21 protein-coding genes are annotated in these 25,565 nt (G+C 67.2%); 18 read left to right on the plus strand and 3 right to left on the minus strand.

Annotation, left to right across the window (positions count from 1 at the left end; genetic code table 11):
- The first annotated feature begins 115 nt into the window (after positions 1-115).
- Positions 116-499, plus strand: coding sequence for a RidA family protein (locus IB228_RS00525; RefSeq protein WP_192197273.1), 384 nt, complete (start codon positions 116-118; stop codon positions 497-499).
- A 27-nt stretch (positions 500-526) separates the two neighbouring features.
- On the opposite strand, the gene IB228_RS00530 is transcribed toward IB228_RS00525, so the two are convergent.
- Positions 527-1,570: an AraC family transcriptional regulator gene (locus IB228_RS00530; protein WP_183644351.1), complete on the minus strand. Its 1,044-nt coding sequence runs from the start codon at positions 1,568-1,570 to the stop codon at positions 527-529.
- Between the two features lie 150 nt (positions 1,571-1,720).
- On the opposite strand from IB228_RS00530, the gene IB228_RS00535 reads away from it, so the two are divergent.
- The 7 genes from IB228_RS00535 to IB228_RS00565 all read left to right on the plus strand — a co-directional run bounded on the left by IB228_RS00535 (position 1,721) and on the right by IB228_RS00565 (position 11,672).
- Complete coding sequence (locus IB228_RS00535) at positions 1,721-2,950, plus strand: parallel beta-helix domain-containing protein (protein WP_192197274.1); 1,230 nt, start codon at positions 1,721-1,723, stop codon at positions 2,948-2,950.
- A 5-nt stretch (positions 2,951-2,955) separates the two neighbouring features.
- Positions 2,956-4,143, plus strand: a complete 1,188-nt coding sequence (locus tag IB228_RS00540) for an SO2930 family diheme c-type cytochrome (RefSeq protein ID WP_192197275.1) — start codon at positions 2,956-2,958, stop codon at positions 4,141-4,143.
- A gap of 41 nt (positions 4,144-4,184) precedes the next feature.
- Positions 4,185-6,626: a TonB-dependent receptor gene (locus tag IB228_RS00545; protein ID WP_192197276.1), complete on the plus strand. Its 2,442-nt coding sequence runs from the start codon at positions 4,185-4,187 to the stop codon at positions 6,624-6,626.
- 79 nt (positions 6,627-6,705) lie between these two features.
- Positions 6,706-8,808: an ATP-dependent DNA helicase RecG gene (gene recG / locus IB228_RS00550; protein ID WP_192197277.1), complete on the plus strand. Its 2,103-nt coding sequence runs from the start codon at positions 6,706-6,708 to the stop codon at positions 8,806-8,808.
- A gap of 67 nt (positions 8,809-8,875) precedes the next feature.
- The gene (locus tag IB228_RS00555; protein WP_192197278.1) at positions 8,876-9,814 is read left to right on the plus strand and encodes a nucleoside hydrolase; all 939 of its coding nucleotides are present in this window, start codon (positions 8,876-8,878) and stop codon (positions 9,812-9,814) included.
- An 86-nt stretch (positions 9,815-9,900) separates the two neighbouring features.
- Positions 9,901-10,143, plus strand: coding sequence for a type B 50S ribosomal protein L31 (locus IB228_RS00560; protein ID WP_141453991.1), 243 nt, complete (start codon positions 9,901-9,903; stop codon positions 10,141-10,143).
- 239 nt (positions 10,144-10,382) lie between these two features.
- Positions 10,383-11,672 (plus strand): citrate synthase, encoded by a 1,290-nt coding sequence (locus IB228_RS00565; RefSeq protein WP_141453990.1) that lies wholly within the window; start codon positions 10,383-10,385, stop codon positions 11,670-11,672.
- Positions 11,673-11,823: 151 nt separating this feature from the next.
- Here IB228_RS00565 and IB228_RS00570 read toward each other — a convergent pair whose 3' ends face one another.
- Positions 11,824-12,477, minus strand: a complete 654-nt coding sequence (locus tag IB228_RS00570; RefSeq protein WP_192197279.1) for a hypothetical protein — start codon at positions 12,475-12,477, stop codon at positions 11,824-11,826.
- Positions 12,478-12,578: 101 nt separating this feature from the next.
- A complete protein-coding gene (locus IB228_RS00575; RefSeq protein WP_192197280.1) occupies positions 12,579-15,020 on the minus strand; it encodes a penicillin-binding protein 1A in 2,442 nt (813 codons plus the stop codon).
- A gap of 217 nt (positions 15,021-15,237) precedes the next feature.
- On the opposite strand from IB228_RS00575, the gene IB228_RS00580 reads away from it, so the two are divergent.
- The 10 genes from IB228_RS00580 (at position 15,238) to IB228_RS00620 (ending at position 25,559) form a co-directional block, all read left to right on the plus strand.
- Entirely contained in the window at positions 15,238-16,296 is a 1,059-nt protein-coding gene (locus IB228_RS00580; RefSeq protein WP_343205581.1) for a pilus assembly protein PilM, read from the plus strand.
- Positions 16,296-17,099 carry a PilN domain-containing protein gene (locus IB228_RS00585; protein WP_192197281.1) on the plus strand — a complete coding sequence of 268 codons (804 nt, stop codon included), beginning with the start codon at positions 16,296-16,298 and terminating at the stop codon, positions 17,097-17,099. The genes IB228_RS00580 and IB228_RS00585 overlap by 1 nt, the downstream gene beginning before the upstream one ends.
- Entirely contained in the window at positions 17,096-17,761 is a 666-nt protein-coding gene (pilO, locus tag IB228_RS00590) for a type 4a pilus biogenesis protein PilO (protein ID WP_141453983.1), read from the plus strand. The genes IB228_RS00585 and pilO overlap by 4 nt, the downstream gene beginning before the upstream one ends.
- Before the next feature lie 5 nt (positions 17,762-17,766).
- Entirely contained in the window at positions 17,767-18,294 is a 528-nt protein-coding gene (locus tag IB228_RS00595; RefSeq protein WP_183644325.1) for a pilus assembly protein PilP, read from the plus strand.
- A gap of 14 nt (positions 18,295-18,308) precedes the next feature.
- Entirely contained in the window at positions 18,309-20,249 is a 1,941-nt protein-coding gene (locus IB228_RS00600) for a type IV pilus secretin PilQ family protein (protein ID WP_183644322.1), read from the plus strand.
- Positions 20,250-20,419: 170 nt separating this feature from the next.
- Positions 20,420-21,430 carry a MoxR family ATPase gene (locus tag IB228_RS00605; protein ID WP_183644319.1) on the plus strand — a complete coding sequence of 337 codons (1,011 nt, stop codon included), beginning with the start codon at positions 20,420-20,422 and terminating at the stop codon, positions 21,428-21,430.
- A gap of 10 nt (positions 21,431-21,440) precedes the next feature.
- Entirely contained in the window at positions 21,441-22,343 is a 903-nt protein-coding gene (locus IB228_RS00610; protein ID WP_183644316.1) for a DUF58 domain-containing protein, read from the plus strand.
- Positions 22,343-22,795, plus strand: coding sequence for a DUF4381 domain-containing protein (locus tag IB228_RS19695; protein WP_225562176.1), 453 nt, complete (start codon positions 22,343-22,345; stop codon positions 22,793-22,795). Before IB228_RS00610 ends, IB228_RS19695 begins: the two co-directional genes overlap by 1 nt.
- Entirely contained in the window at positions 22,792-23,814 is a 1,023-nt protein-coding gene (locus IB228_RS00615; protein WP_225562177.1) for a VWA domain-containing protein, read from the plus strand. Before IB228_RS19695 ends, IB228_RS00615 begins: the two co-directional genes overlap by 4 nt.
- Positions 23,811-25,559 (plus strand): VWA domain-containing protein, encoded by a 1,749-nt coding sequence (locus IB228_RS00620; protein WP_192197283.1) that lies wholly within the window; start codon positions 23,811-23,813, stop codon positions 25,557-25,559. Before IB228_RS00615 ends, IB228_RS00620 begins: the two co-directional genes overlap by 4 nt.
- The last annotated feature ends 6 nt before the right edge of the window (positions 25,560-25,565 follow it).

The following is a 25,565-nucleotide window of genomic DNA, read 5'->3' on the forward strand; positions in this document are numbered from 1 at the left end:
GCGGTCGCCCGGTACATCCCGTCGCGACTCACGTCGCTCCCACAAGGGGATGGCGTGTACCGTGCCGGATTGCTGCCTCGGTTAAAATCCCCGCCTTTCCCGTCAGGAGCGCCCCATGAGCAAGCAGATCATCCACACGGAACAGGCGCCCGCCGCCATCGGCCCGTATTCGCAGGCGGTGCGCGCCGGCAACACCGTGTATTTCTCCGGGCAGATTCCGCTGGATCCGGCCACCGGCAACCTGGTCGAGGGCGACATCGAGGCGCAGGCGCGCCGCGCGTTCGATAATCTCAAGGCGGTGGCCGAGGCGGCCGGCGGTTCGCTGGGCGACATCGTCCGCCTGGGCCTGTACCTGACCGACCTGGGCGAGTTCGCCAAGGTCAACGCGGTGATGCAGGACTACTTCCAGGCGCCGTTTCCGGCGCGCTCCACCATTGAGGTGGCCGGCCTGCCCAAGGGCGCGGCGTTCGAGGTTGACGCGGTGATGGTGGTCGGCTGACCGCCCGCCGTTGACCCCGGCGCGCGATCACACCATCCGATCGCGCGCCTCGCTGGGCGTGTGCCCGGTCCAGCGCTTGAATGCGCGGCGGAATTCGCGCACGTCGTTGAAGCCCAGCTGGGTGCCGATGTAGGCGATGGTCAGTTCGCGATCCTGCAACAATTCCAGTGCGCGATCGGTGCGTACCCGGTCGTGGATGTCGCTGAAGCGCTGGCCTTCGTCGGCCAATTGCCGCCGCAGGGTGCGCTCGCTGAGGTGCAGCGCGGTCGCGATCTCGGTCATCTGCGGGTTTTCGCGCAAGCGTGGTCGCAGCTGTCGTTCCACCGCCGCGGTCGCCTCGCCCGAGGTCGCCACCGCCGCCAACTGCGCGTGGCACAGCGCCAGCACCTGCTGCGAGCCGACCGGGTTGTAGCTGGTGAACGGCAGCGAGAACCAGCTGCGATCCACCAGCATCCGGTTCTGGCCCTGGCGGAACCGCACCTCGCATTCGAACATCCGGCTGTATTTGCTGGCATAGGCCGGAGCGGGGTAGGTCAGATCCAGCCGCACCGGATGAAATTCCGGGCCGGCCAGTTCCCGCGCCAGCATCAGCACGCTGGAAAACATCTCCTCGCACAGGAACGGCAGGATCTCCGGCAGATCCAGCGGCGTGGTCGCCACCACCGACACCACTTCGGGATCTTCCTGCAGCAACTGCAGGTCCATCAGCGGCCCCAGGTTGCGCTGGTAGGTCAGGCCGATGTTGACCGCCTCGCCGAAGTTCGGCGCCATCCGCATCGCCAGGCCCAGCAGGCCGAAGTTGGCGCCGTTCTGGTTGCCGCCCAGGGTCAGGCCCACGTCCTCGATGGGCAGGGTCGGCAGCGCGCGGCGGATGACCTCGGTCGCCTGCCGGTAGGAGACCCGTGCCAGCGGATCCTGGATCTCGCGCGGGGTCAGGCGGAGCCCGCTGAACCAGGACTCGCAGTTCACGCCCAACTCGCCCGCCAGCAGCACCAGGCTGCACAGCATGTTGGTCGGCAGGTTGGCGATGGACAGGCGATTGCCCCCGTCCAGGCCCAGTTTACGGCGCATCGAAGCCCCTCCAGCTTGTCCGCTTTGCCCCCCCAAGTATGCCGCTCCTGCCCTACTTCAGGGAAACCAGTGGGACAAGACTCTCAATTACTGAATTCGCACGCGTATGGTGGCCGCCGGCCGCCGCGCGAGGACCGGGGAGGGAACGCGATGCAGCGGACGATGTTGATGGCGGGTCTGGCACTGGCGCTGGCCGCCTGCCAGCCGAAGGGCGACGAACAGGCACCGAAGGCGGATGCGGCCAGCACGGACTTCGCCCGGAAACTCCACGAGCGGCTGCTCGACGCCAAGCCCGGCGAGGTCATCGAGATTCCCGCCGGCACCTATCATTTCGATCGCAGCCTGACCCTGCGCGCGGACGGCGTGACGATCCGCGGCGCCGGCATGGACAAGACCGTGCTCAGCTTCAAGGGCCAGAAGGCCGGCGCCGAGGGCCTGTTGGTCAACGGCGACGACTTCGCCATCGAGAACCTGACCATCCAGGACTCCAAGGGCGATGGCCTGAAGATCAGCGAATCGGAGAACATCACCATTCGCGGGGTGAAGGTCGAATGGACCGGCGGTCCCAGCACCAAGAACGGTGCCTACGGGCTGTATCCGGTGCTGACGAAGAACGTGCTGATCGAGGATTCGGTATCCATCGGTGCCTCGGATGCCGGCATCTACGTGGGCCAGTCCGACGGCGTCATCGTGCGTCGCAGCCGCGCCGAGAAGAACGTGGCGGGCATCGAGATCGAGAACACCATCAACGCCGACGTCCACGACAACGTCGCCACCGGCAACACCGGCGGCATCCTGGTGTTCAACATGCCCGGGCTGAAGCAGCAGGGTGGCAACATCCGCGTGTTCAACAACAAGGTCATCGCCAACAACCACGAGAACTTCGGCGCCAAGGGCACGCCGGTGGCGAGCGTGCCGGCCGGTTCCGGCATCGTGGTCAATTCCAACGACGACATCGAGATCTTCGGCAACGAGATCCGCGACAACGCGACCACCAACATCATCATCTCCAGTGTCTACTCCACCGGCTACAAGGATTCGAGCAAGTCGGAAACCTTCGATCCGTATCCGGAGCGCATCTATGTGCATGGCAACACCCTGTCCGGCGGCGGTGATTCGCCCGACGGTTTCGATCTGAAGGCGCTGAAGGTGGCGATGTACGGGTTGCGCGGCAACTTCCCGGACGTGCTGTGGGATGGCTATTTCAACAAGGACCGCAAGGTCGATGGCCAGGCGCGTGGACCGGAAATCTGCTTGCGCGACGTCAGCGGCGTGATCAACGCCGACGGCCCCGGCGGCTACAAGAGCCCGAGCAAGGACACCCGGTCCCATCAGTGCGAACTGCCGCGCCTGCCGGCGGTGGACCTGAAGCGGGGTTGATCACGATGCGGAAGTACCGGGCCGCATGGATGGCCATCGGCGCGCTGTTGGCCGCCGCGTTGATCACGAGCTGCAAGCGTCAGCAGGAAGTGACTTTCTTCGCCGAGGGCCAGCCGTCCAGCCTGGACGACTGGCACGTGCTGCGCATCGAGGACGGCCGGCTGCGCCTGAATGGCGGCGTCGTGCCCTACGATCTCAACACCCCGTTGTTCAGTGACTACGCGCACAAGCTGCGCACCATCTGGATGCCGAAGGGCAAGGCGGCGGCCTATCGGGCCGACGCCGCGTTCGACTTCCCGGTCGGCACCATCATCAGCAAGACCTTCTACTACCCGCTGCCGGAAGGACAGGCATGGGATGGCCGCTCGGTGGCGCGCACCCCGCCCTCGGCCAGCATGCTGAAGCAGGAGTCGCTGGACCTGTCGAAGGTGCGCCTGATCGAAACGCGCCTGCTGGTGCGGCGCGAATCGGGCTGGGTGGCGATGCCGTACGTCTGGAACGAAGCCCAGACCGAGGCCACGCTCAAGCGCACCGGTGATCTGATCTCGCTGGAACTGGTCGACGCTTCCGGCGAGCGCGAGGAAGCGTCCTACCAGGTACCCGACCAGAACCAGTGCGGCGGCTGCCACATGACCGACAACCGGTCGCGGCAACTGTCGCCGATCGGGCCGAAGGCGCGTCATCTGAACCGGGATTTCGACTATGGCGATGGTCGCGAGAACCAGCTCGCGCACCTGGCCCGGATCGGCTACCTGACCGGCGCGCCCGCACCTGCGCAGGCACCGCGCGATGCCGACTGGATGGACACGAACGCCGGCCTCGACGCGCGCGCGCGCGCCTACCTGGACGTCAACTGCGGGCATTGCCACAGCCCGACCGGACCGGCGATCACTTCCGGCCTGTGGCTGGATGCGGGCACCCGGGAACGCCTGAAGCTGGGTTTCTGCAAGCAGCCGATCGCCGCCGGCAAGGGCACTGGCGACCGACGCCACGACATCGAGCCGGGCAAGCCGGACGAATCGATTCTCAGCTTCCGCATGGACAGCGCCGATCCGGCGGTGATGATGCCGGAACTGGGACGCTCGGTGGTGCATCGCGAAGGCGTCGAACTGATTGATGCCTGGATTCGCGCGCAGCATGGCAGTTGCGATGGGGAGGCGCCGGGGGGAGAAGCGGTACCGGCGTCCATTTGAGGGAAACATCCGTAGGAACACAACGCTTCTGGGAGGGAGTGATGAAGTTGAATCAACGGTGTCTGGTGGTGGGGCTGCGGCGCGCCCTGTTCGGAAGCTGTGTGTTGCTGGGCGTGTCGGGTAGCGCATGGGGGCAGGCCGCCGCCGCGCCCGACGATGCGACCACGCTGGACACCATCAAGGTGACCGCGCAGAGCCGCGAGCAGGAACTGAAGGACGTGCCGATCGCGATCAACGTGCTCAACGGCGAGATGATCGACCAGGTCGCGGCCGCCGACATCGGCGACCTGGACATGTTCGTGCCCGGCCTGGAGGTCAGCGACGGCAGTCCGACCCAGCCGCGCTACGCCATCCGCGGCATTTCCACCGGCGACTTCGGCATCGGCACCGATCCGGCCGTGGGCGTCTATATCGACGGCGTTTATTCGGCCCGCACCGGCGGAGCGATGCTGGCGTTCAACGACATTGAGCGCATCGAAGTGCTGAAGGGGCCGCAGGGCACCCTGTTCGGCCGCAACAGCGCCGCCGGCGCGGTGTCCATCATCACCAACAAGCCGAGCAACGTGGCGGAAGGCAATGCCCGCATCCGGGTGGGCGAGGATGGTCGCCGCTATCTGTCCGGATTGTTCAACGTCCCCTTCGGGGAGCGTCACGCGCTGCGCTTCAGCGCACTGTCCAACCACAGCGACGGCTGGATGACCGATGCCGCGACCGGTGACCGGCTCAACCCCGAGGACACGATGGCGCTGCGCGCGGCCTGGCGTTCGGATCTGGGCGAGTCGACCACCCTCAACCTGTCCTGGGACTACGAGAACATCGACCAGCTGGCGCGTCCGGCGGTCGGCCTGGTGGCGCTGGACCCGTATCCGGCCCCGGCTCCGTATCCCGCCAATCCGCTGACCTATCGGAACCCGCTGAAGGCTCCGGTTTTCAACGACGTGGTCCACAACGAGGAATCACGCACCTTCAACGGCCTGACCCTGCAGATCGACCACGCCTTCCCTTGGGGCAGCCTGCAGTCGACCACCGCCGTGCGTGATTTCGACACCGTGAACCGCGAAGACGAGGACGGCACCAACCGCATCAACCTCTATTTCGACACCGCCAACATCGAGAGCAACCGCAGCTACTACCAGGAGTTCAAGTTCTCCGGCGTGTCCGGCAAGTTCGACTGGGTGGCCGGCGCCAGCTGGTTCAAGGAAGAGGCCGACCAGACCAGCGAGACCAACCTGTTCACCGACAGCGTGGGCACCGCGATGGGCAACCTTCCGGATTTCGGCGGGCTTAACGTCATCGCGTTGCTGGACCAGGTACTGGAAGGGGCGGGCCTGCCCCTGCGGTTCCAAGGCCATCCCTGGCGCGAGAGCATGGTCAACGAGGGCAAGGCCGAGGCGTACGCCGCGTTCGGTGACGTCATCTGGCACGTCAACGATCGGCTCAACCTGACCTTCGGCCTGCGTTTGACCCACGATCGCAAGGAATTCTCCTGGTTCAACGGCCCGCGCGAGGCCGCGACACTGGATGCCACCGTGGCGATGCTGGAGCAGCAGGGCTTTTTCGAGCTGCTTCAGCAGATGTTCCCCGAGTTTCCGATCACGCCTGATATGTTCCAGCGCGATTTCGTGTTCGCCTTCGGTGAACTGGATGGTGTGCGGAACAGCCGGAAGAAGTCGTGGACCGACCTCAGCCCGCGTTTCGTCGTCGACTACGCGGTCAACGACAACACCATGGTGTTCGGCTCGCTGGCCAAGGGCTACAAGGCCGGCGGTTTCAACAGCGTGCAGCCGCAGTCGCAGTTCGACAACGAGGATGTCTGGAACGCGGAGTTCGGCATCAAGACCGTATTCCCGGAACAGAAGCTGTCACTCAACGCGTCCAGCTATTACTACATCTACAAGGATCGCCAGGCCATCAGCCTGGACCTGAACACCGCCGGCTCCGGCGTGCCGCGCTATATCGTCGACACCAGCGACATGCAGGCCTGGGGCGTGGACGTGGACTTGCAGTGGCGGCCGGTCACCGGCCTGGACCTGACCTTCAACACCTCGTTCATCGACGCCACCTACAAGGATGGCCTGTCCACCAACGGCCGCGACATTTCCGGCGATCCGACCGGCGAGCCTTACCTGTCGGCGTCGTTCGGCGCCGGCTATACCTGGAACCTGGGCGACGGCGGCGACGTGCGTTTTTCGCTGCTGCACGCCTACCGCGGCAAGAGCCGCTGCAACGCCGAGTCCGAAACCCAGGGCACCTGCCAGGCCAGCCCGGCGTTCCGCACCGGCGAGGCGCAGAACCGCACCGACATGCGCGTGCAGTGGTCCTCGGCCGATGGCATGTGGGGCGTCGGCGTGTACGGCAACAACGTGTTCGACAAGCGCTACGTGACCGGGGTGAACAACATTTCCGCCTCGGTGCTGGGCACGCCGTTCGCCTCGATCTCGGCCCCGCGCCAGGTCGGCGTGGAGTTCAGCGCCCGGTTCTGATGCCGGCGGGCGGTTCCGGCCGTGCGCCGGAACCGCCGCGGACTGGCAATCGCACCGCGATACCCGGCATGCTTGCACCATGCCGCATGCCATTCCCGGGGCCGACGAGGTGGCCCGTCTTCCGATCGCGTCGCTGAAAGGCGTGGGCGCGCGCATCGCCGAAAAGCTGGCGGCGCGCGGCCTGCTGACCTTGCAGGATCTTTGGCTGCACCTGCCTCTGCGCTACGAGGATCGCACCGCGCTGACGCCGATCCGCGCGCTGCGCCCAGGCGTGCCCGCGCAGTTGGAGGGGCGGGTGGAGGCGGTCGAGCGCGGTTTCCGCTACCGGCCGGTGTTGCGGGTGGCGATCGGCGACGATTCGCATGCCACGGTGGTGCTGCGGTTCTTCCATTTCCGTGCGGCGCAGGTGGCGCAGTTCGCGCCGGGCACCCGGGTGCGCTGCTACGGCACGCCCAAGCCGGGCCAGCATGGCCTGGAGATCGTCCATCCCAGCTATCGCGTGCTCGACGCCGATGCCGAGATCGCCCTCGGCGAGGCGCTGGATCCCATCTATCCGGCCGTGGAAGGCGTGGGGCCGGCCAGCCTGCGCAAACTGGTCGGCCAGGCGCTGGATCGCCTGCCGGACGATGTCGCGCTGGAACTGCTGCCCACAGCCCTGCTGCGCGAATCCGGGCTACCGTCGCTGCGCGAGGCGCTGCTGGTCATGCACCGCCCGCCGCGCGACGCCGATCTGCAGGCCCTGTCGCTGGGGCGGCATCCGGCCCAGCGGCGGCTGGCGCTGGAGGAACTGCTGGCCCATCACGTCAGCCTGCGCCGCCAGCGCATCGCCCTGCAGCGCCATCACGCACCGGCGCTGACCGGGCGCGGCACCCTGGCCGCGCAACTGGCGAAATCGCTGCCGTTCCGCCTGACCGGCGCGCAGCAACGGGTGTTCAAGCAGATCCGCGAGGACCTGAAGCTGCCCTCGCCGATGCTGCGGCTGGTGCAGGGCGACGTCGGCAGCGGCAAGACCGTGGTCGCCGCGATGGCGGCGATGCTGGCGGTGGAAGCCGGCCGGCAGGCGGCGCTGGCCGCACCCACCGAACTGCTGGCCGAGCAGCATTTGGCCAACCTGCGGCAATGGCTGGAACCGTTGGGTATCCGGGTCGCGTGGCTGGCCGGCAAGGTCACCGGCAAGGCGCGCGCGCAGGTGCTGGACGAGGTCGCCACCGGCAAGGCCCAAGTGGTGGTGGGAACGCATGCACTGATGCAGGAAGCGGTGACCTTCAAGGACCTTGCCCTGGCCATCGTCGACGAGCAGCACCGCTTCGGCGTGCACCAGCGGCTGGCGCTGCGCGACAAGGGGGCCAGCGGGAAGTCGGTGCCGCATCAACTGGTCATGACCGCGACGCCCATCCCGCGCACGCTGGCGATGGCCGCCTACGCCGATCTCGATGTTTCGGCGATCGACGAACTGCCCCCCGGCCGCACGCCCGTGCATACCGTCGCCTTCAGCGCCGAGCGCCGTCCCGAACTGGTCGAGCGCATCCGCGCCGCCTGCGCCGAGGGGCGCCAGGCGTACTGGGTGTGCACATTGATCGACGACAGCGACGAGGTGATCGCGCAGGCCGCGCAGACCACCTACGAACAGCTCTCCGCCGCCCTGCCGGAACTGCGCATCGCGCTCGTCCACGGACGCATGAAGGCGGCGGAGAAACAGGCGGCGATGCGTGCGTTCAAGCAGGGCGAGAGCGATCTGCTGGTCGCGACCACCGTGATTGAGGTCGGCGTGGACGTACCCAACGCCTCGCTGATGATCATCGAGAACGCCGAGCGCCTCGGCCTGGCGCAGCTGCACCAGTTGCGCGGGCGGGTCGGGCGCGGCGCGGCCGCCTCGACCTGCGTGCTGATGTACCAGGCGCCGCTCTCGCAGATGGCCAAGCAACGCCTGGCGACCATGCGCGGGACCAACGACGGTTTCGTCATCGCCGAGAAGGATCTGGAACTGCGCGGCCCCGGCGAACTGCTGGGCACGCGGCAGACCGGCCTGGCGACGTTCCGGGTCGCGGATCTGGCGCGCGACGCGGCACTGCTGCCGCAGGTGCGCGAGATGGCCGATCGCCTGCTGGCCGAATCGCCGGCGCTGGCCGACCGCATCGTTCAGCGCTGGGTGGGCGGGGCGGTCCGCTACGCGGGCGCCTGAGCACTCGACTTTCGTTCGTCATCCATCGGTGCCAGACTCGCAGGCCAACCGACATGAATGAAAAAAGATGAGCGACAGGATTCCCCTGCTGATTGATACCGATCCCGGCGTCGATGACGCGCTGGCGCTGTTGATGGCGTTCAACGACGATCGCCACGACGTGATCGGCCTGACCATCGCCGCCGGCAACGTCGGCCTGAAACACACCGTGCGCAATGCGCTGAAGCTGTGCGAGATCAGTGGCCGCGCCGACATCCCGGTATTCGCGGGCGCACCCGAACCGCTGCTGCATCCGGCGCCGGACGCCGGCTACGTGCATGGCCAGGACGGTTTCGGCGACATCGGCTACGACGCACCGTCCAAGCAGGCCGAAGCCGAACATGCCGCGCTGGCCATCCTGCGCCTGTCGCACGAACACGCCGGCAAGCTGCTGCTGGTCGCGCTGGGACCGCTGACCAACATCGCGCTGGCGCTGAAGCTGGATCCGACCCTGCCGCAGCGTGTCGCGCGCTTCGTGGTGATGGGCGGCGCGGTAACCTGCCACGGCAACATCACCCCGGCGGCGGAGTTCAATTTCTACTTCGATCCGGAAGCGGCCCACCTGGTGTTCGAGGCGTTCGACCGCATCGAACTCGCGGACTGGGAGGCCACCATCGCCCATGGCCTCCACCACGACCGGGTCGTTGGCTGGCTGCGGGCCGATTCGGACCGGGCCAGGTTCTATGCCGGCATCTCGGAAAAGACCCGGCTGTGGTCGATCGACCGCCGGGGCGACTACTGGTACGCGGCCGACGCCTTGGCCATGGCCTTTGCGCTGGCCCCGGAAGGGACGCTGGAACGGGCCGAACGGCCGCTGGCCATCGAGCTGCAGGGCGCCCACAGCCGGGGCGCCAGCGTGGTGGACTGGCGCCGGGAAGGTGGCAAGCCGGACAAGGCCGACATCCTGCTCAAATACGACCAGGAGCGCTTCGAGGCCCTGATCCAGGCCGCCCTGGCCGCCCGCTGAGGCCGGGCAAGGGGCTGGGTTGCACCGGGACGGGAGGGCAGGCTACAATGCCGCTCTTCCCTATCCCGCAACACGGTGTGCCCGCCATGAAGGCCGACATCCATCCCGATTACCGCGAAGTCGTCTTCCACGACGTGACCTCCGATTTCAAGTTCCTGACCCGCTCGACCCTGGGCAGCAAGGAAACCACGAAGTGGGAAGACGGCAACGACTATCCGCTGATCAAGGTTGAAATTTCCTCCGCTTCGCATCCGTTCTACACGGGCAAGCACAAGGTCATCGACACCAGCGGCCGCATCGACAAGTTCCAGAAGCGCTACGCGCGCTGAGCGAACGGTCGGTTCGTCCTGCAACGGCCGCGCCAGGTGCGCGGCCGTTTGCATTTCCGTCTTTCGCGTAACGCGCGTTGCGCGGCGCCTTATGCTTTGGTCTGAGTTTGGTCTGGAACCGAGCGACGACTCCAAACCGCGTGTGCGATAATCGACGTTATCCGAGGAACCCCCTCCGGACTCCCGTCACACACCGCCCGTGCAAGCGGCCGGTGCTTCCCCACGAAGGAGCGCACACTGTGTCCGAACTCGACCAGGTCACGCTGACCGCCGGCGACAAATCCGTCAACCTGCCGGTCCTGAAACCCACGCTGGGCAACAACTGCGTGGACATCTCCAAGTTGACCAAGGAAACCGGTCTCTTCACCTACGACTCCGGTTTCACCGCCACCGCCAGCTGCAAGTCGGCCATCACCTACATCGACGGCGACAACGGCGTGCTGCTGTACCGCGGTTACCCGATCGAACAGCTGGCCAAGAATTCCAGCTTCCTGGAAGTGGCCTATCTGCTGATGAACGGCGAACTGCCGAGCAAGGCGGAGTTCGAGAAGTTCGATCACGAAGTCACGCATCACACGATGATGCACGAGTCGCTGAAGAACTTCCTGCACGGTTTCCATTACGACGCGCATCCGATGGCGATGCTGGCCGGCACGGTGGCCTCGCTGTCCGCGTTCTACCACGACACCCTGGACCTGGAAGATCCGGAACAGCGCCGCCTGGCCGCCATCCGCCTGATCGCCAAGGTGCCGACGATCGCCGCCGCCGCCTATCGTTATTCGATCGGCTGGCCGATCCGCTATCCGCGCAACAACCTGGACTACGTCAACCGCTTCCTGCACATGATGTTCGAAGTGCCGAGCGAGCCACTGGAACTGAGCCCGGTGGTGGCCAAGGCGCTGGATCTGCTGTTCATCCTGCACGCCGATCATGAGCAGAACGCCTCGACCTCGACCGTTCGCCTGGTCGGCTCCACCGGCGCCAACCCGTACGCTTCGGTCGCCGCGGGCATCACCGCGCTGTGGGGCCCCGCGCACGGCGGCGCCAACGAGGCGGTGCTGAAGATGCTGGAAGAGATCGGCACGCCGGACAAGGTGGACAGCGCCGTCGCCAAGGCCAAGGACAAGGAATCCGGCTTCCGCCTGATGGGCTTCGGCCATCGCGTCTACAAGAACTTCGATCCGCGCGCCAAGATCATCCGCGAGATGACCCACAAGGTGCTGGGCGAACTCGGCGTCAACGATCCGCTGCTGGAAGTGGCGCTGAAGCTGGAAGAGGCCGCGCTGAAGGACGATTATTTCATCCAGCGCAAGCTGTACCCGAACGTCGATTTCTACAGCGGCATCATCTACAAGGCGCTGAAGATCCCGACCGAGATGTTCACCGTCATGTTCGCCATCGGCCGCACCGCCGGCTGGGTTGCGCATTGGCTGGAACAGCAGGTCGACCCGGAAGCCAAGATCGGCCGTCCGCGCCAGATCTACACCGGCTACGACGTGCGCGACTACAAGGGCATCGACCAGCGCTGAGCAATCCGCCGCATCGATGACGCACCGAAACGCAGCGCCCCGCTTTCGCGGGGCGTTTGCTTTTTCAGCAAGGTGAATCGATCGCGTCCTGCCGGGGGGCGCATTGCGGCGGAAGCGGGAAGCAGGTGCTCGATGCCGCCCCCTGCCGCGCTCAGCCCTGCATGCCGGACTCGTAACCGGCGATTTCCTCTTCGGCCAGTATCTGCCGCAACTGTGTCGCGGAAGCGCGGCGCATCGGCTTTTCGTCGATGCCCGACAGCGGCGCCTGGCGCAGGGCGTCCAGCGGCAGCACGGTCACGTCGAAACTCAGTTCCTCCGCGCTGAACAGCCATACCGGCGCATCGAGGTTGCGCTCGCGATCCAGGCGCAGCCGGCGCGTGCGGGATTCGGTGGGCATGCGGTTCTCTTCGAGGAAGTGGGCCACGGCCTCCGGATCATCGCTGTGCACATGCAGTTGCACGGCGGCGTTGTTGTCGGACGTGCCATCCAGGACCGGCCCTACCAGCCGGGGCGAGAAGCCATTGAAGAATTCCAGCGCCCTCAGCGCGGCCTCGCGGCGGCGGCGTACGCCGAGCGTATGCGCCTCGCCGACGAACAGGCGCTGGTACTCGCGCAACGCGTCTTCGATCTCCCGGTTGCGGGGCAGCGAGGCGTCGTCGTGGATGCCGAGCCGGTTCGCGGCCTTGAGCTTGGCCTGGTGGAAGTCGCGGATGCCGCCTTCGGCCATCAGCCGGGCGGCTTCGTGGGCAAGCCGCCGGCGGCGTTCGCGGGTGCGGGTTTCGGCGTGCTGACGGGCGTGGTGCATGGCGAGCCTCCGCGTCGAAACTAGCGGCGACTGTACACCAAGGATTGTGAATGTAAATCGGTGGATCACCGGGTGATCCACCGATTCGGCCGCAAGCGGCGTCAGAAGATGTCGAAGGCTTCCTCGTCCGGCACCGCGTCTTCCGGACCGAAGTCGTCGAACTGCTCGATGCGTTCCAGGTCCTCGGCCTTCACCCATTCCGTCGCGCCGTTGGTGGTGACCTGGACCATGCCGGCCGGCGGGTCGTTCGCGGCGATCGGCTTGTCCTTCAACGCGACCCGCATGTAGTCGATCCAGATCGGCAGCGCGGCCTTGCCGCCATATTCGCGGTAACCCAGCGAGCGGAAGTCGTCGCGACCCACCCAGACGGTGGTGACGTAGGTGCCGCCGAAGCCGGAGAACCAGGCGTCGCGGTGGTCGTTGGTGGAGCCGGTCTTGCCGCCGACATCTTCGCGTCCCAGGGTCTTGGCCGCGGTGCCGGTGCCGCGCTGGACCACGTCGCGCATCATCGAGACCAGCTGGTAGGCCGTGCGCTCGTCGATGGCGCGCGGCGCGGCCACCGTGTCGGCCGTCTGGATCGGCGGTTTGGCGGGCGCGGGCGCGGCCGCGGCCGGCTTGGCCGGCGCGGGCTTGGGTGCAGACGCCTGCTGGGGACCGAAATTGAAACCGTCGACCACGTCGTTGGCGGGCGCGGCCGCGTTGCCCAGCGAGGTGCCGCCGCAGCCGCGGCAGGCGACCGCCGGCTTTTCCTTGAACAGCACGTTGCCTTCGCGGTCCTTGACCTCGTCGATGAACCAGGGCGTGACCCGCGAACCCCCGTTGGCGAACACCGCGTAGCCGCGCGCCACCGACATCGGCGTCAGCGAGGCGGTGCCCAGCGACATCGACAGGTTGGGCGGCAGTTCGGCTTCCTCGAAGCCGAACTGGCTGATGTACTTGCGCGCGAAGTCCACGCCGATGGCGTCGAGCAGGCGCACCGACACCAGGTTGCGCGATTGCACCAGCGCCTCGCGCAGGCGCATCGGGCCGCGGAATCCGCCGCCATCGTTCTGCGGGCGCCACATGTGGCCGCGGCGATCGCGGAACACCACCGGCGCGTCGAGCACGATCGAAGCCGGGTTGAAGCCCTTCTCGAAGGCCGCCGCGTACAGGAACGGCTTGAAGCTGGAACCCGGCTGGCGGCGTGCCTGGGTAGCGCGGTTGAACTTGTTGCCGGCGAAGCTGTAGCCGCCGATCAGCGCGCGCAGCGCGCCGGTGTCGGCGTCCAGCGATACCAGCGCGGCCTGCGCACGGGGCACTTGGTCGACGATATAGCTGCCTTCGGTCTTGCCGGCCTTCAGCCGGACCAAGTCGCCGCGCTTGAACAGCTTGCCGGGCGCCTTGCCGGTCCACTGGCTGGCCGACGGCGGCAACACCACTTCGCTGGCGTCGGACAGGACCACGGTGGCGCTGCCGTCGGCGGCGGTGGCGGCGACGATGGCCGGGCGCATGCCGCCCTGCGGCGGTATCCCGGACAGTTGCCCGGCCAGCGCCTTGGCATCGGCGTCGGCGGCGACATCGAAATGGCGCTCCACGCCGTTCCAGCCGTGGCGACGGTCGTACAACTGCAGGCCCTCGCGCACCGCCTGGTCGGCGGCGGCCTGCAGGGTCGCGTCGATGGTGGTGGTGACGTGATAGCCCTTGGTCAGGACGTCGCCGCCGAAGCGGGCGATCATTTCCTGGCGGACCATCTCGGCGACGTAGGGCGCGTAGACCTCCACCGGGCGTTCGTGCGGCGTCGCGTGCATCGGTTCGGCCTTGGCTTCCGCCGCCTGCGCCGGGGTGATGTAGCGGTCCTCGAGCATCCGGTTGATGACGTAAACGCTGCGCTGGTGATTGCGCACCGGGTTGCTGATCGGGTTGCCGCTGGAGGGAAACTTCAGCGCGCTGACCAGCGTCGCGGTCTCTGCCAGGGTCAACTGGTCAAGCGATTTTCCGTAGTAGTACTCGGCGGCCGCGGCCACGCCGTAGGAGCGGTTTCCGAAGAAGCTCTTGTTGAGATAGAGCTCGAGGATCTCGTCCTTGCTCAGCATCTTTTCGATGCGCATCGCCAGCATCATTTCGACGAGCTTGCGCGTGTAGCTGTATTCGGAGCTGAGGAACCACTGCCGGGCGACCTGCTGGGTGATGGTGCTGCCACCGGCGACGCGTCCTTCCTTGCGGCTGAGGATCTGCCAGACCGCGCGGCTGACGCCGGTCAGGTCCACGCCGTTGTGCTTGTAGAAATCCGAGTCCTCGGCCGCGATGAAGGCGCGCTTGACCGGCTCGGGGACATCCTTGATCGACACCGGATAGCGGCGGGTCTCGCCAAACAGGCCGATCAGCCGGCCATCGCTGGCATAGACGTAGAGGGGTTCCTGCAGCTCGACGCTGCGGAGGGACTGGATGTCCGGAACCTTGGCCGAAACCACGTAATAGAGGATGCCGATGGCGGCCAGGCCGGCGAGGGTCAGGGCCAGGCCGGCGAACAGGGCCCAGCGGAAGAGACGGCGGAAACGGGGCATCCAGAGGGATCCGATTGCAGAATTCTCAAGGGCAGAGTATAGATGACGGCTGGGGTTGCCACCGGCGATCCTAGGGGGAACAGTAACTTGGGTGACAACCTTCGTGAACCGTGACAAGCCGCACAGCCACGAAAACTCAGGTTGCCAAGCGTAAAGAGTTGGTTATTAATGTGGCCGGTAGAAGTACCGTCCAGTGCCCGTCGGAAGGGGAAAGACCGTGGGGCTAATCCCAAGAAGCCAGGCGCCGCTGGTCGGCGTCGATATCAGTTCGACCGCGGTCAAGCTCCTGCAGCTTTCCCGCGTGGGTAACCGTTACCGCGTGGAACACTACGCGGTCGAACCGTTGCCGCCCAATGCCGTGGTGGAGAAGAACATCGTCGAGGTCGAGGCCGTCGGCGAGGCCATCCGGCGCGCGGTGACGCGGGCGGGAACCAAGGTCAAGCACGCCGCCGCCGCGGTGGCCGGCTCGGCCGTCATCACCAAGATCATCCCGATGCCCGCCGACCTGGACGAGAGTGATCTCGAGGCCCAGGTCGAGCTGGAGGCGGTCAACTACATCCCGTACCCGATCGAGGAAGTGAACCTCGACTTCGAGGTGCTCGGCCCGATGCCCAACAATCCCGAGATGGTGCAGGTGCTGCTGGCGGCCTCGCGCTCGGAGAACGTCGAGCTTCGCCAGTCGGCGCTGGAACTCGGGGGGCTGACCGCCAGGGTGATGGACGTGGAGGCCTTCGCGGTCGAGAACGCCTTCGCGCTGATCGCCGACGAACTGCCGATTCCGCAGGACGGCGTGGTGGCGCTGGTCGACATCGGCGCGACCATGACCACCCTGAACGTCCTGCGTCGCGGCCGCAGCCTGTACAGCCGCGAACAGGTGTTCGGCGGCAAGCAGCTGACCGACGAGGTGATGCGCCGCTACGGACTCACCTACGAGGAAGCCGGCTTGGCCAAGCGCCAGGGTGGGCTCCCCGAAAGCTACGAAGTCGAAGTGCTGGAACCGTTCAAGGAAGCCACGGTGCAGCAGATCAGCCGTCTGTTGCAGTTCTTCTACGCCGGCAGCGAATTCAACCGGGTCGACCAGATCGTGCTGGCCGGCGGTTGCGCCGCGCTGTCCGGCCTGCCGGAAATGGTGGAAGAGCAACTCGGCGTGCCGACGGTGGTGGCCAATCCGCTCTCGCAGATGACCCTCGGGCCGCGTGTCCAGGCCCATGCGCTGGCCCAGGATGCTCCGGCGCTGATGATTGCCACCGGGTTGGCGCTGAGGAGCTTCGACTGATGGCAAGAATCAACCTACTCCCGTGGCGTGCCGAACGGCGCGCGCAGCGGCAGCGAGATTTCTACGCCATGCTGGGCCTCGCCGCGCTGGGCGGCGTGCTGCTGTCATTCCTGCTCTGGTTCCATTACGACCGCCAGATCAGCGGCCAGATGGTGCGCAATGATTTCCTGACCGGCGAGATCCAGAAGGTCGAATCCCAGATCAAGGAAATCGAGGCGCTGGACAAGCAGAAGGACCGCCTGCTGGCGCGCAAGAAGGTGATCGAGCAGCTGCAGGCCAACCGGTCGCAGATGGTCCACCTGTTCGATTCGCTGGTGCGCACCATCCCCGATGGCGTCGCGTTGTCGAACATCAAGCAGGAAGGCGAGGTCCTGACCCTGGAAGGACGCGCGCAGTCCAACGCCCGGGTCAGCGAATACATGCGCAACCTGGAAGGCTCCGGCTGGATGACCAAGCCCGACCTGGCGATCATCGAAGCCAAGGCGGAGGATGCCAAGGCGTTGACCGGCGGGATCAGCAGTTCGCTGCCCTACGTATTCAACCTGCAGGTGCGGCTGGCCAACCCGAATGCCCCGGAAGGCAAGGACGGCCAGACTGCGGAAAGCGCAGCGCTGTCCGAAGCCAGTGCGGTCGAAGCACCCTCCGCCGCCGCCGCGCCGGCCACCCCGGCGGCTCCCGGCGACGGGCAGGCACCGGCCGCCGCTCCCGCGCCCGCCTCGCAACCGGCGGCGCCAGCCACCACTCCGGCCGCTCCCTCGACTCCGGCCCAGACGCCCGCCAACAGCCCGGGGAATGCGTCATGAGCCAGAAAAAGACATCGCTCAAGAATCTCGACATCAACAACATCGGCGCCTGGCCGCAGAACGCCAAGATCGGTTTCTGCGTGATCGTCGGCCTGTTCATCGTGGTGATGGCCTATCTGCTGGTGATCAAGGGCAAGCGCCAGGATCTCGTGCAACTGGAACGCCAGGAGAGCACGCTGCGTAGTGACTTCGAGGACAAGCAGGGGCGTGCCGCCAACCTGGGCCCGCTGAAGCAGCAACTGGCGCAGATGGAGCAGGTGCTGCAGCAGATGCTGCGCCAGTTGCCCAGCAAGACCGAGATGCCGGACCTGATCATCGACATCTCGCAGACGGCGCTGTCCAGCGGCCTGTCCAACGAGCTGTTCCAGCCCGGACCGGAGACGCCTAAGGAGTTCTACGCCGAGAAGCCGATCGCCCTGCGCATGGTCGGCAGCTACCACCAGTTCGGTGCCTTCGTCAGCGGCGTGGCTTCGCTGCCGCGCGTGGTCATCCTGACCATGCACGACATCTCGCTCAAGCCCAAGGAGGGCAAGGGCGCCATCACCAGCCGCGGCGCGCTTGAACTGTCGGGTACGGTGAAAACCTATCGTTACCTCGACGAGAAGGAAATCGAGGACCAGGAGAAGGCCGCCGCCGATGCGGCAAAGGCTGGGAAGAAGTGAAGAACATGCACTCCGCTTTCCGCCCCTTGTTCCTGGCTTGCCTGATGGTGTTGCTGGCGGGCTGCGCGCGTGGCGTCACCAGTACGCCGGGTGATGCGCCCAACCTGGAGAAGTGGGTGGCGGACGTACGCGCCCGTCCCGCGCCTCCGCTGGATCCGCTGCCGGTCATGCAGCAGTTCGAAACCTTCGAATATGCCGCGCAGAGCCTGCGTGATCCATTCAGCAATGCCTGGAGCAACGTGGACAACGGGGGCCTGCGGCCCGACCCGAATCGCCGCAAGGAAACCCTCGAGCAGTATCCGCTGGACAGCCTGGACATGGTGGGGACCATCGGCAAAGGACCGGGCCTGATTGCCCTGGTAATGGCGCCGGACAAGGTGACTTACCGGATCCGGCCGGGCAATTACATGGGCCAGAGCGATGGTCGCGTCACCGCGGTACGCGAGGACGGCATCGAAATGGTCGAACTGGTGCCGGATGGCGCTGGCGGCTGGCTGGAACGGCCCGCTTCGGTTGCGCTTGAAGATCAATGATTGGGGGAAACACGATGACCGCTTCAAACGCTAATGGCCTGCGGCCGATCCGGCGCCTGGCTTCGCTCAGGATCCAGGGCCTGGGTTTCGCCATCGGCCTGCTGGTCGCCACGGGCGCTGCCGGCGCGGCCAATCCGGTACCCCAGGCGACCGCGCCAGCCACGGCACCGGCCGCCACGCCGGCAGCCGGGCAGGTCGCCATCACCAATATCGACTTCCGCCGCGGCGACGACGGCGCGGGCAGGCTGGTGGTCAAGTTCGACCGGGCCGGCGCGGCCCCCGACCTGCGCAACCTGGGCTCCTCGGTGGTGGTGGACGTCGGCAATGCCGAGATTCCCGCCACCTTGCAGCGCGGCCTGAACGTGGTCGACTTCGCCACCCCGGTGCAGCGGGTTGACGCCCGCCCGAGTGGCAAGGGTACCCAGCTGGTGCTCAGCACCCAGGGCGCCTTCGAATCACTGGCCTACCAGACCGGCAACGAATACGTGGTGGAAATCGCCCCGCGGGCGGACAAGCCGGCTATGGGAGCGCCCGGCGGTACGGCGGCGGGTACGGTCGCCAGCGCGGCGGCCAAGGTGGCGGCCACGCAGAACGCCCGCGCCTACGGGGGACGCCCGGTGACGTTCAATTTCCAGGATGTGCCGGTCCGCACGGTCCTGCAGCTGATCGCCGAGGAATCCAACCTCAACATCGTCGCTTCCGACACCGTGCAGGGCAATGTGACCCTGCGACTGGTCAACGTGCCCTGGGACCAGGCGCTGGACATCGTCCTGCGCGCCAAGGGCCTGGACAAGCGGCGCGATGGCGGCGTGATGTGGGTGGCCCCGCAGCCGGAACTGGCCAAGTTCGAGCAGGACAAGGAAGACGCGCGCATCGCGATCGAGAATCGCGAGGACCTGGTCACGGACTACATCCAGATCAACTACCACAACGCCGCGGCGATCTTCAAAGCCATCACCGAAGCCAAGGGCATCGGCAACAGCAGCGGTGGCTCCGGCGGCAGCGGCCCGGGCGGTCAACAGGAAAACAGCTTCCTGTCGCCGCGCGGGCGCATCGTTGCCGACGAGCGCACCAACACGCTGATGATCAACGACATCCCGAAGAAGATCGCGCAGATGCGCGAGCTCATCAGCGTGATCGACCGCCCGGTCGACCAGGTGCTGATCGAAGGCCGCATCGTGATCGCCACCGACAGCTTTGCCCGCGATCTGGGCGCGCGATTCGGCATCGGTGGACGCCGCAGCTACAACAACGGCGACAACACCGGCACGATCGGCAGCGGCTTGCCGGATGCGGGGACGTCGCCGGCCAATCGCGGCCTCAACGTCAACCTGCCGGCGAAGACCTATACCCTGGGGACGCCCGCGTCCATCGCCTACACGCTGCTGGGCCGCAATTTCAACCTGGACATCGAACTGCAGGCGCTGCAGGAAGAGGGCCGTGGCGAAGTGATTTCGAACCCCCGCCTGGTCACGACCAACCAGCGTGAAGCGGTCATCAAGCAGGGCCGCGAGGTCGGCTACCTGACCGTCACCGGCGGCGGCACCGGCGTGCTGACGCCCACCGTGCAGTTCAAGGAAGCCGTGCTGGAACTGAAGGTCGTGCCGACCATCACCAGCGACAATCGCGTGTTCCTGTCGCTGAACGTGAAGAAGGACGAAGTGCTGCGGTTCATCGAGATGGGCGACTTCGGTTCGGTGCCGGAAATCGCCAAGCGCGAGATCAACACCGCGGTGCTGGTCGACGATGGCCAGACCGTTGTCATCGGCGGCGTCTACGAGTTCACCGATCGCACCAGCATCGCCAAGGTGCCGTTCCTGGGCGACATCCCTTTCCTGGGCAACCTGTTCAAGAAGAAGGGACGCAACAAGGAAAAGGCGGAGCTGCTGATCTTCGTCACCCCGAAGGTCCTTCGGGTGGCACCGCAGCAGGCGCTGTCGCGCGCGGCCAACTGAAGCACGCGCAATCCGCCATCGGAATGACGACGGGGGCTTCGGCCCCCGTCCGCGTTTCCGGGACGGCGGGGACCAGGTGCACGCGGGCTAAACCGGTGGATGGGGCTGGCTGAACCAATCCATCTTTCCTTGGGTCACAATGGCCCTCCGATTCCGCACAGCCGCTCCCGATGGAAAATTCCGCTTCCGCGCCGCTTCCGCCGCCCGAGCAGGGGCGCCTGCATGCCGCGTTCACCGCGTTGAGACAGGACCTGTCGGACACCATCGTCGGCCAGGCCGCGCTCATCGAGCGCCTGCTGATTGCGCTGCTCGCGGATGGGCATCTGCTGGTCGAGGGCGCGCCGGGCCTGGCCAAGACCACGGCGGTCCGGGCGCTGGCGGGCCGGCTGGAGGCGGACTTCGCCCGGGTCCAGTTCACCCCGGACCTCCTGCCCGCCGATCTGACCGGCACCGAGGTGTGGCGTCCCCAGGACGGCCGTTTCGAATTCCAGCCGGGACCGATCTTCCACCCGCTGCTGCTGGCCGACGAGATCAACCGCGCGCCGGCCAAGGTGCAGTCGGCGTTGCTGGAGGCCATGGGCGAGCGCCAGGTCACGGTCGGCCGGCACACCTATCCGTTGCCGGCACTGTTCCTGGTGATGGCGACCCAGAACCCGATCGAACAGGAAGGCACCTTCCCGTTGCCGGAAGCCCAGCTCGATCGTTTCCTGATGCACGTGCGCATCGGTTATCCCGAGGCTTCCGCGGAAGCGGAAATCCTGCGTCTGGCGCGCGAGCGCGCGCAGCAGACCCTGAAACCGGTGCCGGCCACACTGACCCGGATGCCGCAGGAAGACGTGTTCGCCGCGCGCAAGGCGGTGCTGGACCTGCATGTGGCGCCGCAACTCGAGCGCTACCTGATCGAACTCGTGCTCGCATCGCGCGACGCCGCGCGTTACGACCCGAAATTGGCGCGGCGCATCGCATGGGGCGCGAGCCCGCGGGGTTCCATCGCGCTGGAACGCTGCGCGCGCGCGCGTGCCTGGCTGGCCGGACGCGACTACGTGACGCCGGAGGACGTGCGCGCGATCGCCCCGGACGTGCTGCGCCATCGCGTGTTGCCCAGCTACGAAGCCACCGCCGAAGGCTGGGATGGCGATCGCCTGGTCGCGGCGCTGCTCGACATCGTGCCGTTGCCCTGAGGGAACCGGCATGGCGATCAACGGCGACGGCATCGCCCCGACCCTGGCCGAACTGGTCGCGCTGCGCGCCACCGCGCAGCGACGCAAGCCGGCGCGCCACGGTCGGCATTCGATCACCGGGCCGGCAGCGTCGACCCTGCGCGGAAGGGGGATGGAATACGCCGAATCGCGCGAGTACGTGCCCGGCGACGACGTGCGCCACATCGACTGGCGATTGACCGCGCGCAGCGGGCGGACCCATACCAAGCTGTTCCAGGCCGAACGCGAAAGACTGACGCTGATCGTGGCCGATACTTCGCCGCTGCTGTATTTCGGCACCCGGGTACGCTTCAAATCCACCCAGGCCGCGCGCGCCGGCGCGGTGGCGGCCTGGAGCGCGATACGCGACGGTGATCGCGTCGCGGCGCTGCGCGGTACCGCCGCCGAGCCGCCGGTGCCGCCGGCGTCCGGAACGCGGGGAGCGCTGCGCGTGCTGGATGCGCTGGTGCGCTGGTACGAGCGTCCGCCCACGGACGACCAGGGATTGGCGGTGGCGCTGGATCATGCCGCGCGCCTGCTGCGGCCCGGCTCGCGGATGATCGTGCTGGCCGATCCGCACAGTGTCGCGGCCATTCCACAGAGTGACTGGCCGCGTTGGGCCGCGCATCACGAGATCAGCGTGGTGATGCTGTTCGATGCGCTGGAAGCCTCGCCGCCGGCGTCCGCGCTTCCGTTCCAGGCCGGTGGAAGCCGGGTGGAACTCGATCTGGCCGACGCCGCCCAGCGACAACGCTGGCAGCGGTTCTTTTCGGAACCCATGCAGGCCGCGGTGCGCGGGTTGCCGCTGCGTGGCGTGCGTGCCTACGCCCTGCGTGGCGATGCGCCAAGTGAATCCTGGCTGCCCGCGGGCGCACCGACACCGCAGGTGGCCTGATGAAGCCGGCCGATCTGGTCCTGCGCGATGTCCATCTGCCGCCCGCGCCGGCCTGGTGGCCGCTGGCGCCCGGCTGGTGGTTGCTGGCGGGATTGCTGGCGGTGGTCGTCCTGTTTTTCGTGGCGCGCCATTGGCGTCGAAGCCGGCGCCAGCGCCAGTGGCTGCGCTGGTTCGACGAGAGCGGCCTGGGCGACGCACCGGCCGCGCAGGTGGCGGCGATGTCCGATCTGCTGCGTCGTGCGGCGCGCGAGGCCGATTCCGTCGCGACCCGCCTGTCGGGCGAAGCCTGGTTGCGGTTCCTCGATGGCGACACCGCGGGAGCGTTCTCGCAGGGGGAGGGCCGCCTGCTGCTGGATGGCGGCTATCGACGGGAAGTCGACGCCGATGCGGTCGCGCGCCTGCGTGGACTGGCGCGTGCGCGTTTCCTGCAATTGATGGCGGGCAAGCGATGATCGGCGACTGGCCGCTGCTGCAGGTCTTGCGCGACGCGTACGCCGGATTCGCGTGGCCGTGGATGTGGCTGGCGTTTCCGCTTCCGTGGCTGATGCGCTGGTTGCTGCCGCCGGTCCGGAGCACCTCGGCGGCGCTGCGTGTTCCCTATGGTGGAAACCTGCAGGCCATCGCGGCGACGCATGGATTCCTGGGCAAGCGCCGGGTGGCGGCGCTGGCCTGGCTGACCTGGTTCCTGCTGTGCGCGGCGGCGGCCCGGCCGCAGACTTTCGGCGAGGCCGTCACGCCGCCGCAAAGCGGACGTGACCTGATGCTGGCCGTGGACCTGTCCGGCAGCATGAGCGAGGCCGACATGGAGCTCGGCGGCAGTGTCGTGGATCGGCTGACGGCCGCCAAGGCGGTGCTCGCGGACTTCCTCGACCGCCGCGCCGGCGATCGGGTGGGCCTGCTCGTGTTCGGGCAGCGCGCCTACGCGCTCACTCCGCTGACGATGGATCGGCAGAGCGTGCGCGAGCAATTGCGCGACAGCGTGGTGGGACTGGCCGGCAGGGAAACCGCGGTGGGCGATGCGATCGGCCTGGCGGTCAAGCGATTGGCGGCGCAGGAGAAAGGGCAGCGCGTACTGATCCTGCTGACCGATGGCGTGAACACCGCCGGCATGCTTGAGCCGTTGAAGGCGGCCGAACTCGCGGCGCAGGCGCGCGTGCGCGTGCATACCATCGCCTTTGGCGGCAGCGGCATGACTTCGTTCTTCGGCATGGCGGTGCCGTTGCCGGGAGCTGGCGGAGAGGAGATCGACGAGGACACCCTGCGGCGCATCGCCAAGCAGACCGGCGGGCGCTTCTTCCGCGCACGCGATATCGAGCAGCTGGCGAGCATCTATGCGGAGCTGGACCGCCTGGAACCGGTGGAACTGCCCGGTGAACAGGTGCGTCCGCGCGTCGAACGCTATCCGCTGCCGCTGGCGGCGGCGCTGTGCGTGGGATTGCTCGCCTTCGCATTGCCACGGAGGCACGCATGACGACATGGATGGAATCGCTGCATTTCCTGCGTCCGCAATTGCTGTGGTTGTTGCTGCTGGCGCCGCTGATCGGCGCGGGTTGGCGGCTGCGCCAACGGCGGGCGAATGTCTGGCGGCAGGCGGTGGACGCGCACCTGCTGCCGCACCTGCTCGCCGGCGCGGGACGCGCCGGCTGGATCGCGCCGATCCTGCTGGCGCTGGGTTTCGCGATGGCGATAGTGGCGTTGGCCGGACCGAGTTGGCGCCAGGGCGAACAGCCATTGTGGGAACAACGCGCTCCGCTGGTGATCGCCCTGGATCTGTCCAGCGCCAGTGAAGCCGCCGATCTCCCGCCGTCGCGCCTGTTGCAGGCGCGCGGCAAGCTGGCCACGTTGCTGCGCCAGCGCCAAGGCGGGCAGGTGGCGCTGGTGGCGTACGCGGGCGATGCGTTCACGGTGGCGCCGTTGACCGAAGATGCGGACAACGTCGCGTTGTTCCTCGACGCGCTGTCTCCCGACGTCATGCCGGCCGATGGGCAGCGGATGGATCGTGCGATTGAGGGGGCGGCGCGGCTGCTGAAGCAAGCGGGTTTCGACCGCGGCGAGATCCTGCTGATGGCGGATCATGCGGACGCGGCCGCGCTCGAAGCGGCGGCCCGGGCGTCCCGGCAGGGCTATCGTGTTTCCGTGCTGGGCCTGGGCAGCGAAGCCGGAGCGGCCTACCGCGCGCGCGATGGCGCGTTGGCCCGGACACGGCTGGATGCGGCCTCGTTGCGCCAGCTCGCGCAGCGCGGAGGCGGACGTTTCGAGGTACTGGCGCGCGAGAGTACGGATCTGGAAGCGCTAGGCGTGCTGGCGCCTGACAGCATCGACGCCGCCAGTCCATCCGGTACGCGCGGCAAGGCGTGGCTGGACGAGGGTTACTGGTTGTTGCCTCCGTTGATGCTGCTGATGCTGCTCGCCTTCCGTCGTGGCGCCGCATTGATGCTGCTCGCCGGTTGCTCGTTGCTGTGGGCACAGCCTTCTCAGGCCGCCGATGGCAACTGGTGGCGCCGTGCGGATCAGCAGCAGCACGCGCGGATGGAACAGGGCGTGCAGGCCTACCGCAAGGGCGACTTCGCCGCGGCGGAACAGGCGTTCGCCGGTCAGGACAATGCCGAAGCGCAGTACAACCTCGGCAACGCGCTGGCCAAGCAGGGTCGCTACGACGAGGCCATCGGCGCCTACGACAGGGCGTTGCAGCGGCAGCCGGGCATGCAGGATGCGATTGCCAACCGCCGCGCGGTCGAACAGGCGCGGCAACGCCAGCAAGGGCAGGGACAGCAGGGCAGGAATTCCTCCGATCGCGGCGCCGGCAACGCCGGCGCTTCGCCGAACGCTTCGCGCGCGGCGAACAATGCCGCCGCCTCGCAGCAGCAGGGGCAGCCACCACCGGCGACACCCGGCAAACCGCCGCAGCCGCAAGCGGATTCGGCGCAATCCCCGGCGCGGACGGCCTCGCAGCCGCCGGATTCACCCGCGAATCCGCAGGCCCAGCAGGCCGCCGACGCGGCCCAGCGCGAGCGCATGCGCCAGGCGCTCGCGCGGCAGCCGGAAAAGCGTGACGGCAAGGCTTCGACGGGCCAGGCCGCCGACGAGACGCCCGCCGAACGCGAGCGCCGCCAGGCCCTGCAGGCCTGGTTGAAGCGGGTGCCGGATGATCCGGGCGGATTGCTGAAGGCCAAATTCCAGCTGGAACACGAACGTCGGATGAGGGAAGGGCAATGAGAGCGT

Origin of the sequence: Pseudoxanthomonas sp. PXM04, assembly GCF_014851695.1 — a bacterium.
Taxonomy (GTDB): Bacteria; Pseudomonadota; Gammaproteobacteria; order Xanthomonadales; family Xanthomonadaceae; genus Pseudoxanthomonas_A; species Pseudoxanthomonas_A beigongshangi.

Excerpts from the sequence above, each read along its gene's own strand:
- IB228_RS00620 (WP_192197283.1), top strand. The coding sequence starts at position 23,811 with ATGACGACATGGATGGAATCGCTGCATTTCCTGCGTCCGCAATTGCTG.
- IB228_RS00575 (WP_192197280.1), bottom strand. The coding sequence starts at position 15,020 with ATGCCCCGTTTCCGCCGTCTCTTCCGCTGGGCCCTGTTCGCCGGCCTG.
- IB228_RS00535 (WP_192197274.1), top strand. The coding sequence starts at position 1,721 with ATGCAGCGGACGATGTTGATGGCGGGTCTGGCACTGGCGCTGGCCGCC.
- IB228_RS00600 (WP_183644322.1), top strand. The coding sequence starts at position 18,309 with ATGACCGCTTCAAACGCTAATGGCCTGCGGCCGATCCGGCGCCTGGCT.
- IB228_RS00540 (WP_192197275.1), top strand. The coding sequence starts at position 2,956 with ATGCGGAAGTACCGGGCCGCATGGATGGCCATCGGCGCGCTGTTGGCC.
- IB228_RS00525 (WP_192197273.1), top strand. The coding sequence starts at position 116 with ATGAGCAAGCAGATCATCCACACGGAACAGGCGCCCGCCGCCATCGGC.
- IB228_RS19695 (WP_225562176.1), top strand. The coding sequence starts at position 22,343 with ATGAAGCCGGCCGATCTGGTCCTGCGCGATGTCCATCTGCCGCCCGCG.
- pilO (WP_141453983.1), top strand. The coding sequence starts at position 17,096 with ATGAGCCAGAAAAAGACATCGCTCAAGAATCTCGACATCAACAACATC.
- IB228_RS00605 (WP_183644319.1), top strand. The coding sequence starts at position 20,420 with ATGGAAAATTCCGCTTCCGCGCCGCTTCCGCCGCCCGAGCAGGGGCGC.
- IB228_RS00530 (WP_183644351.1), bottom strand. The coding sequence starts at position 1,570 with ATGCGCCGTAAACTGGGCCTGGACGGGGGCAATCGCCTGTCCATCGCC.
- IB228_RS00595 (WP_183644325.1), top strand. The coding sequence starts at position 17,767 with ATGCACTCCGCTTTCCGCCCCTTGTTCCTGGCTTGCCTGATGGTGTTG.
- IB228_RS00585 (WP_192197281.1), top strand. The coding sequence starts at position 16,296 with ATGGCAAGAATCAACCTACTCCCGTGGCGTGCCGAACGGCGCGCGCAG.
- IB228_RS00570 (WP_192197279.1), bottom strand. The coding sequence starts at position 12,477 with ATGCACCACGCCCGTCAGCACGCCGAAACCCGCACCCGCGAACGCCGC.
- recG (WP_192197277.1), top strand. The coding sequence starts at position 6,706 with ATGCCGCATGCCATTCCCGGGGCCGACGAGGTGGCCCGTCTTCCGATC.
- IB228_RS00615 (WP_225562177.1), top strand. The coding sequence starts at position 22,792 with ATGATCGGCGACTGGCCGCTGCTGCAGGTCTTGCGCGACGCGTACGCC.
- IB228_RS00555 (WP_192197278.1), top strand. The coding sequence starts at position 8,876 with ATGAGCGACAGGATTCCCCTGCTGATTGATACCGATCCCGGCGTCGAT.
- IB228_RS00560 (WP_141453991.1), top strand. The coding sequence starts at position 9,901 with ATGAAGGCCGACATCCATCCCGATTACCGCGAAGTCGTCTTCCACGAC.
- IB228_RS00610 (WP_183644316.1), top strand. The coding sequence starts at position 21,441 with ATGGCGATCAACGGCGACGGCATCGCCCCGACCCTGGCCGAACTGGTC.
- IB228_RS00545 (WP_192197276.1), top strand. The coding sequence starts at position 4,185 with ATGAAGTTGAATCAACGGTGTCTGGTGGTGGGGCTGCGGCGCGCCCTG.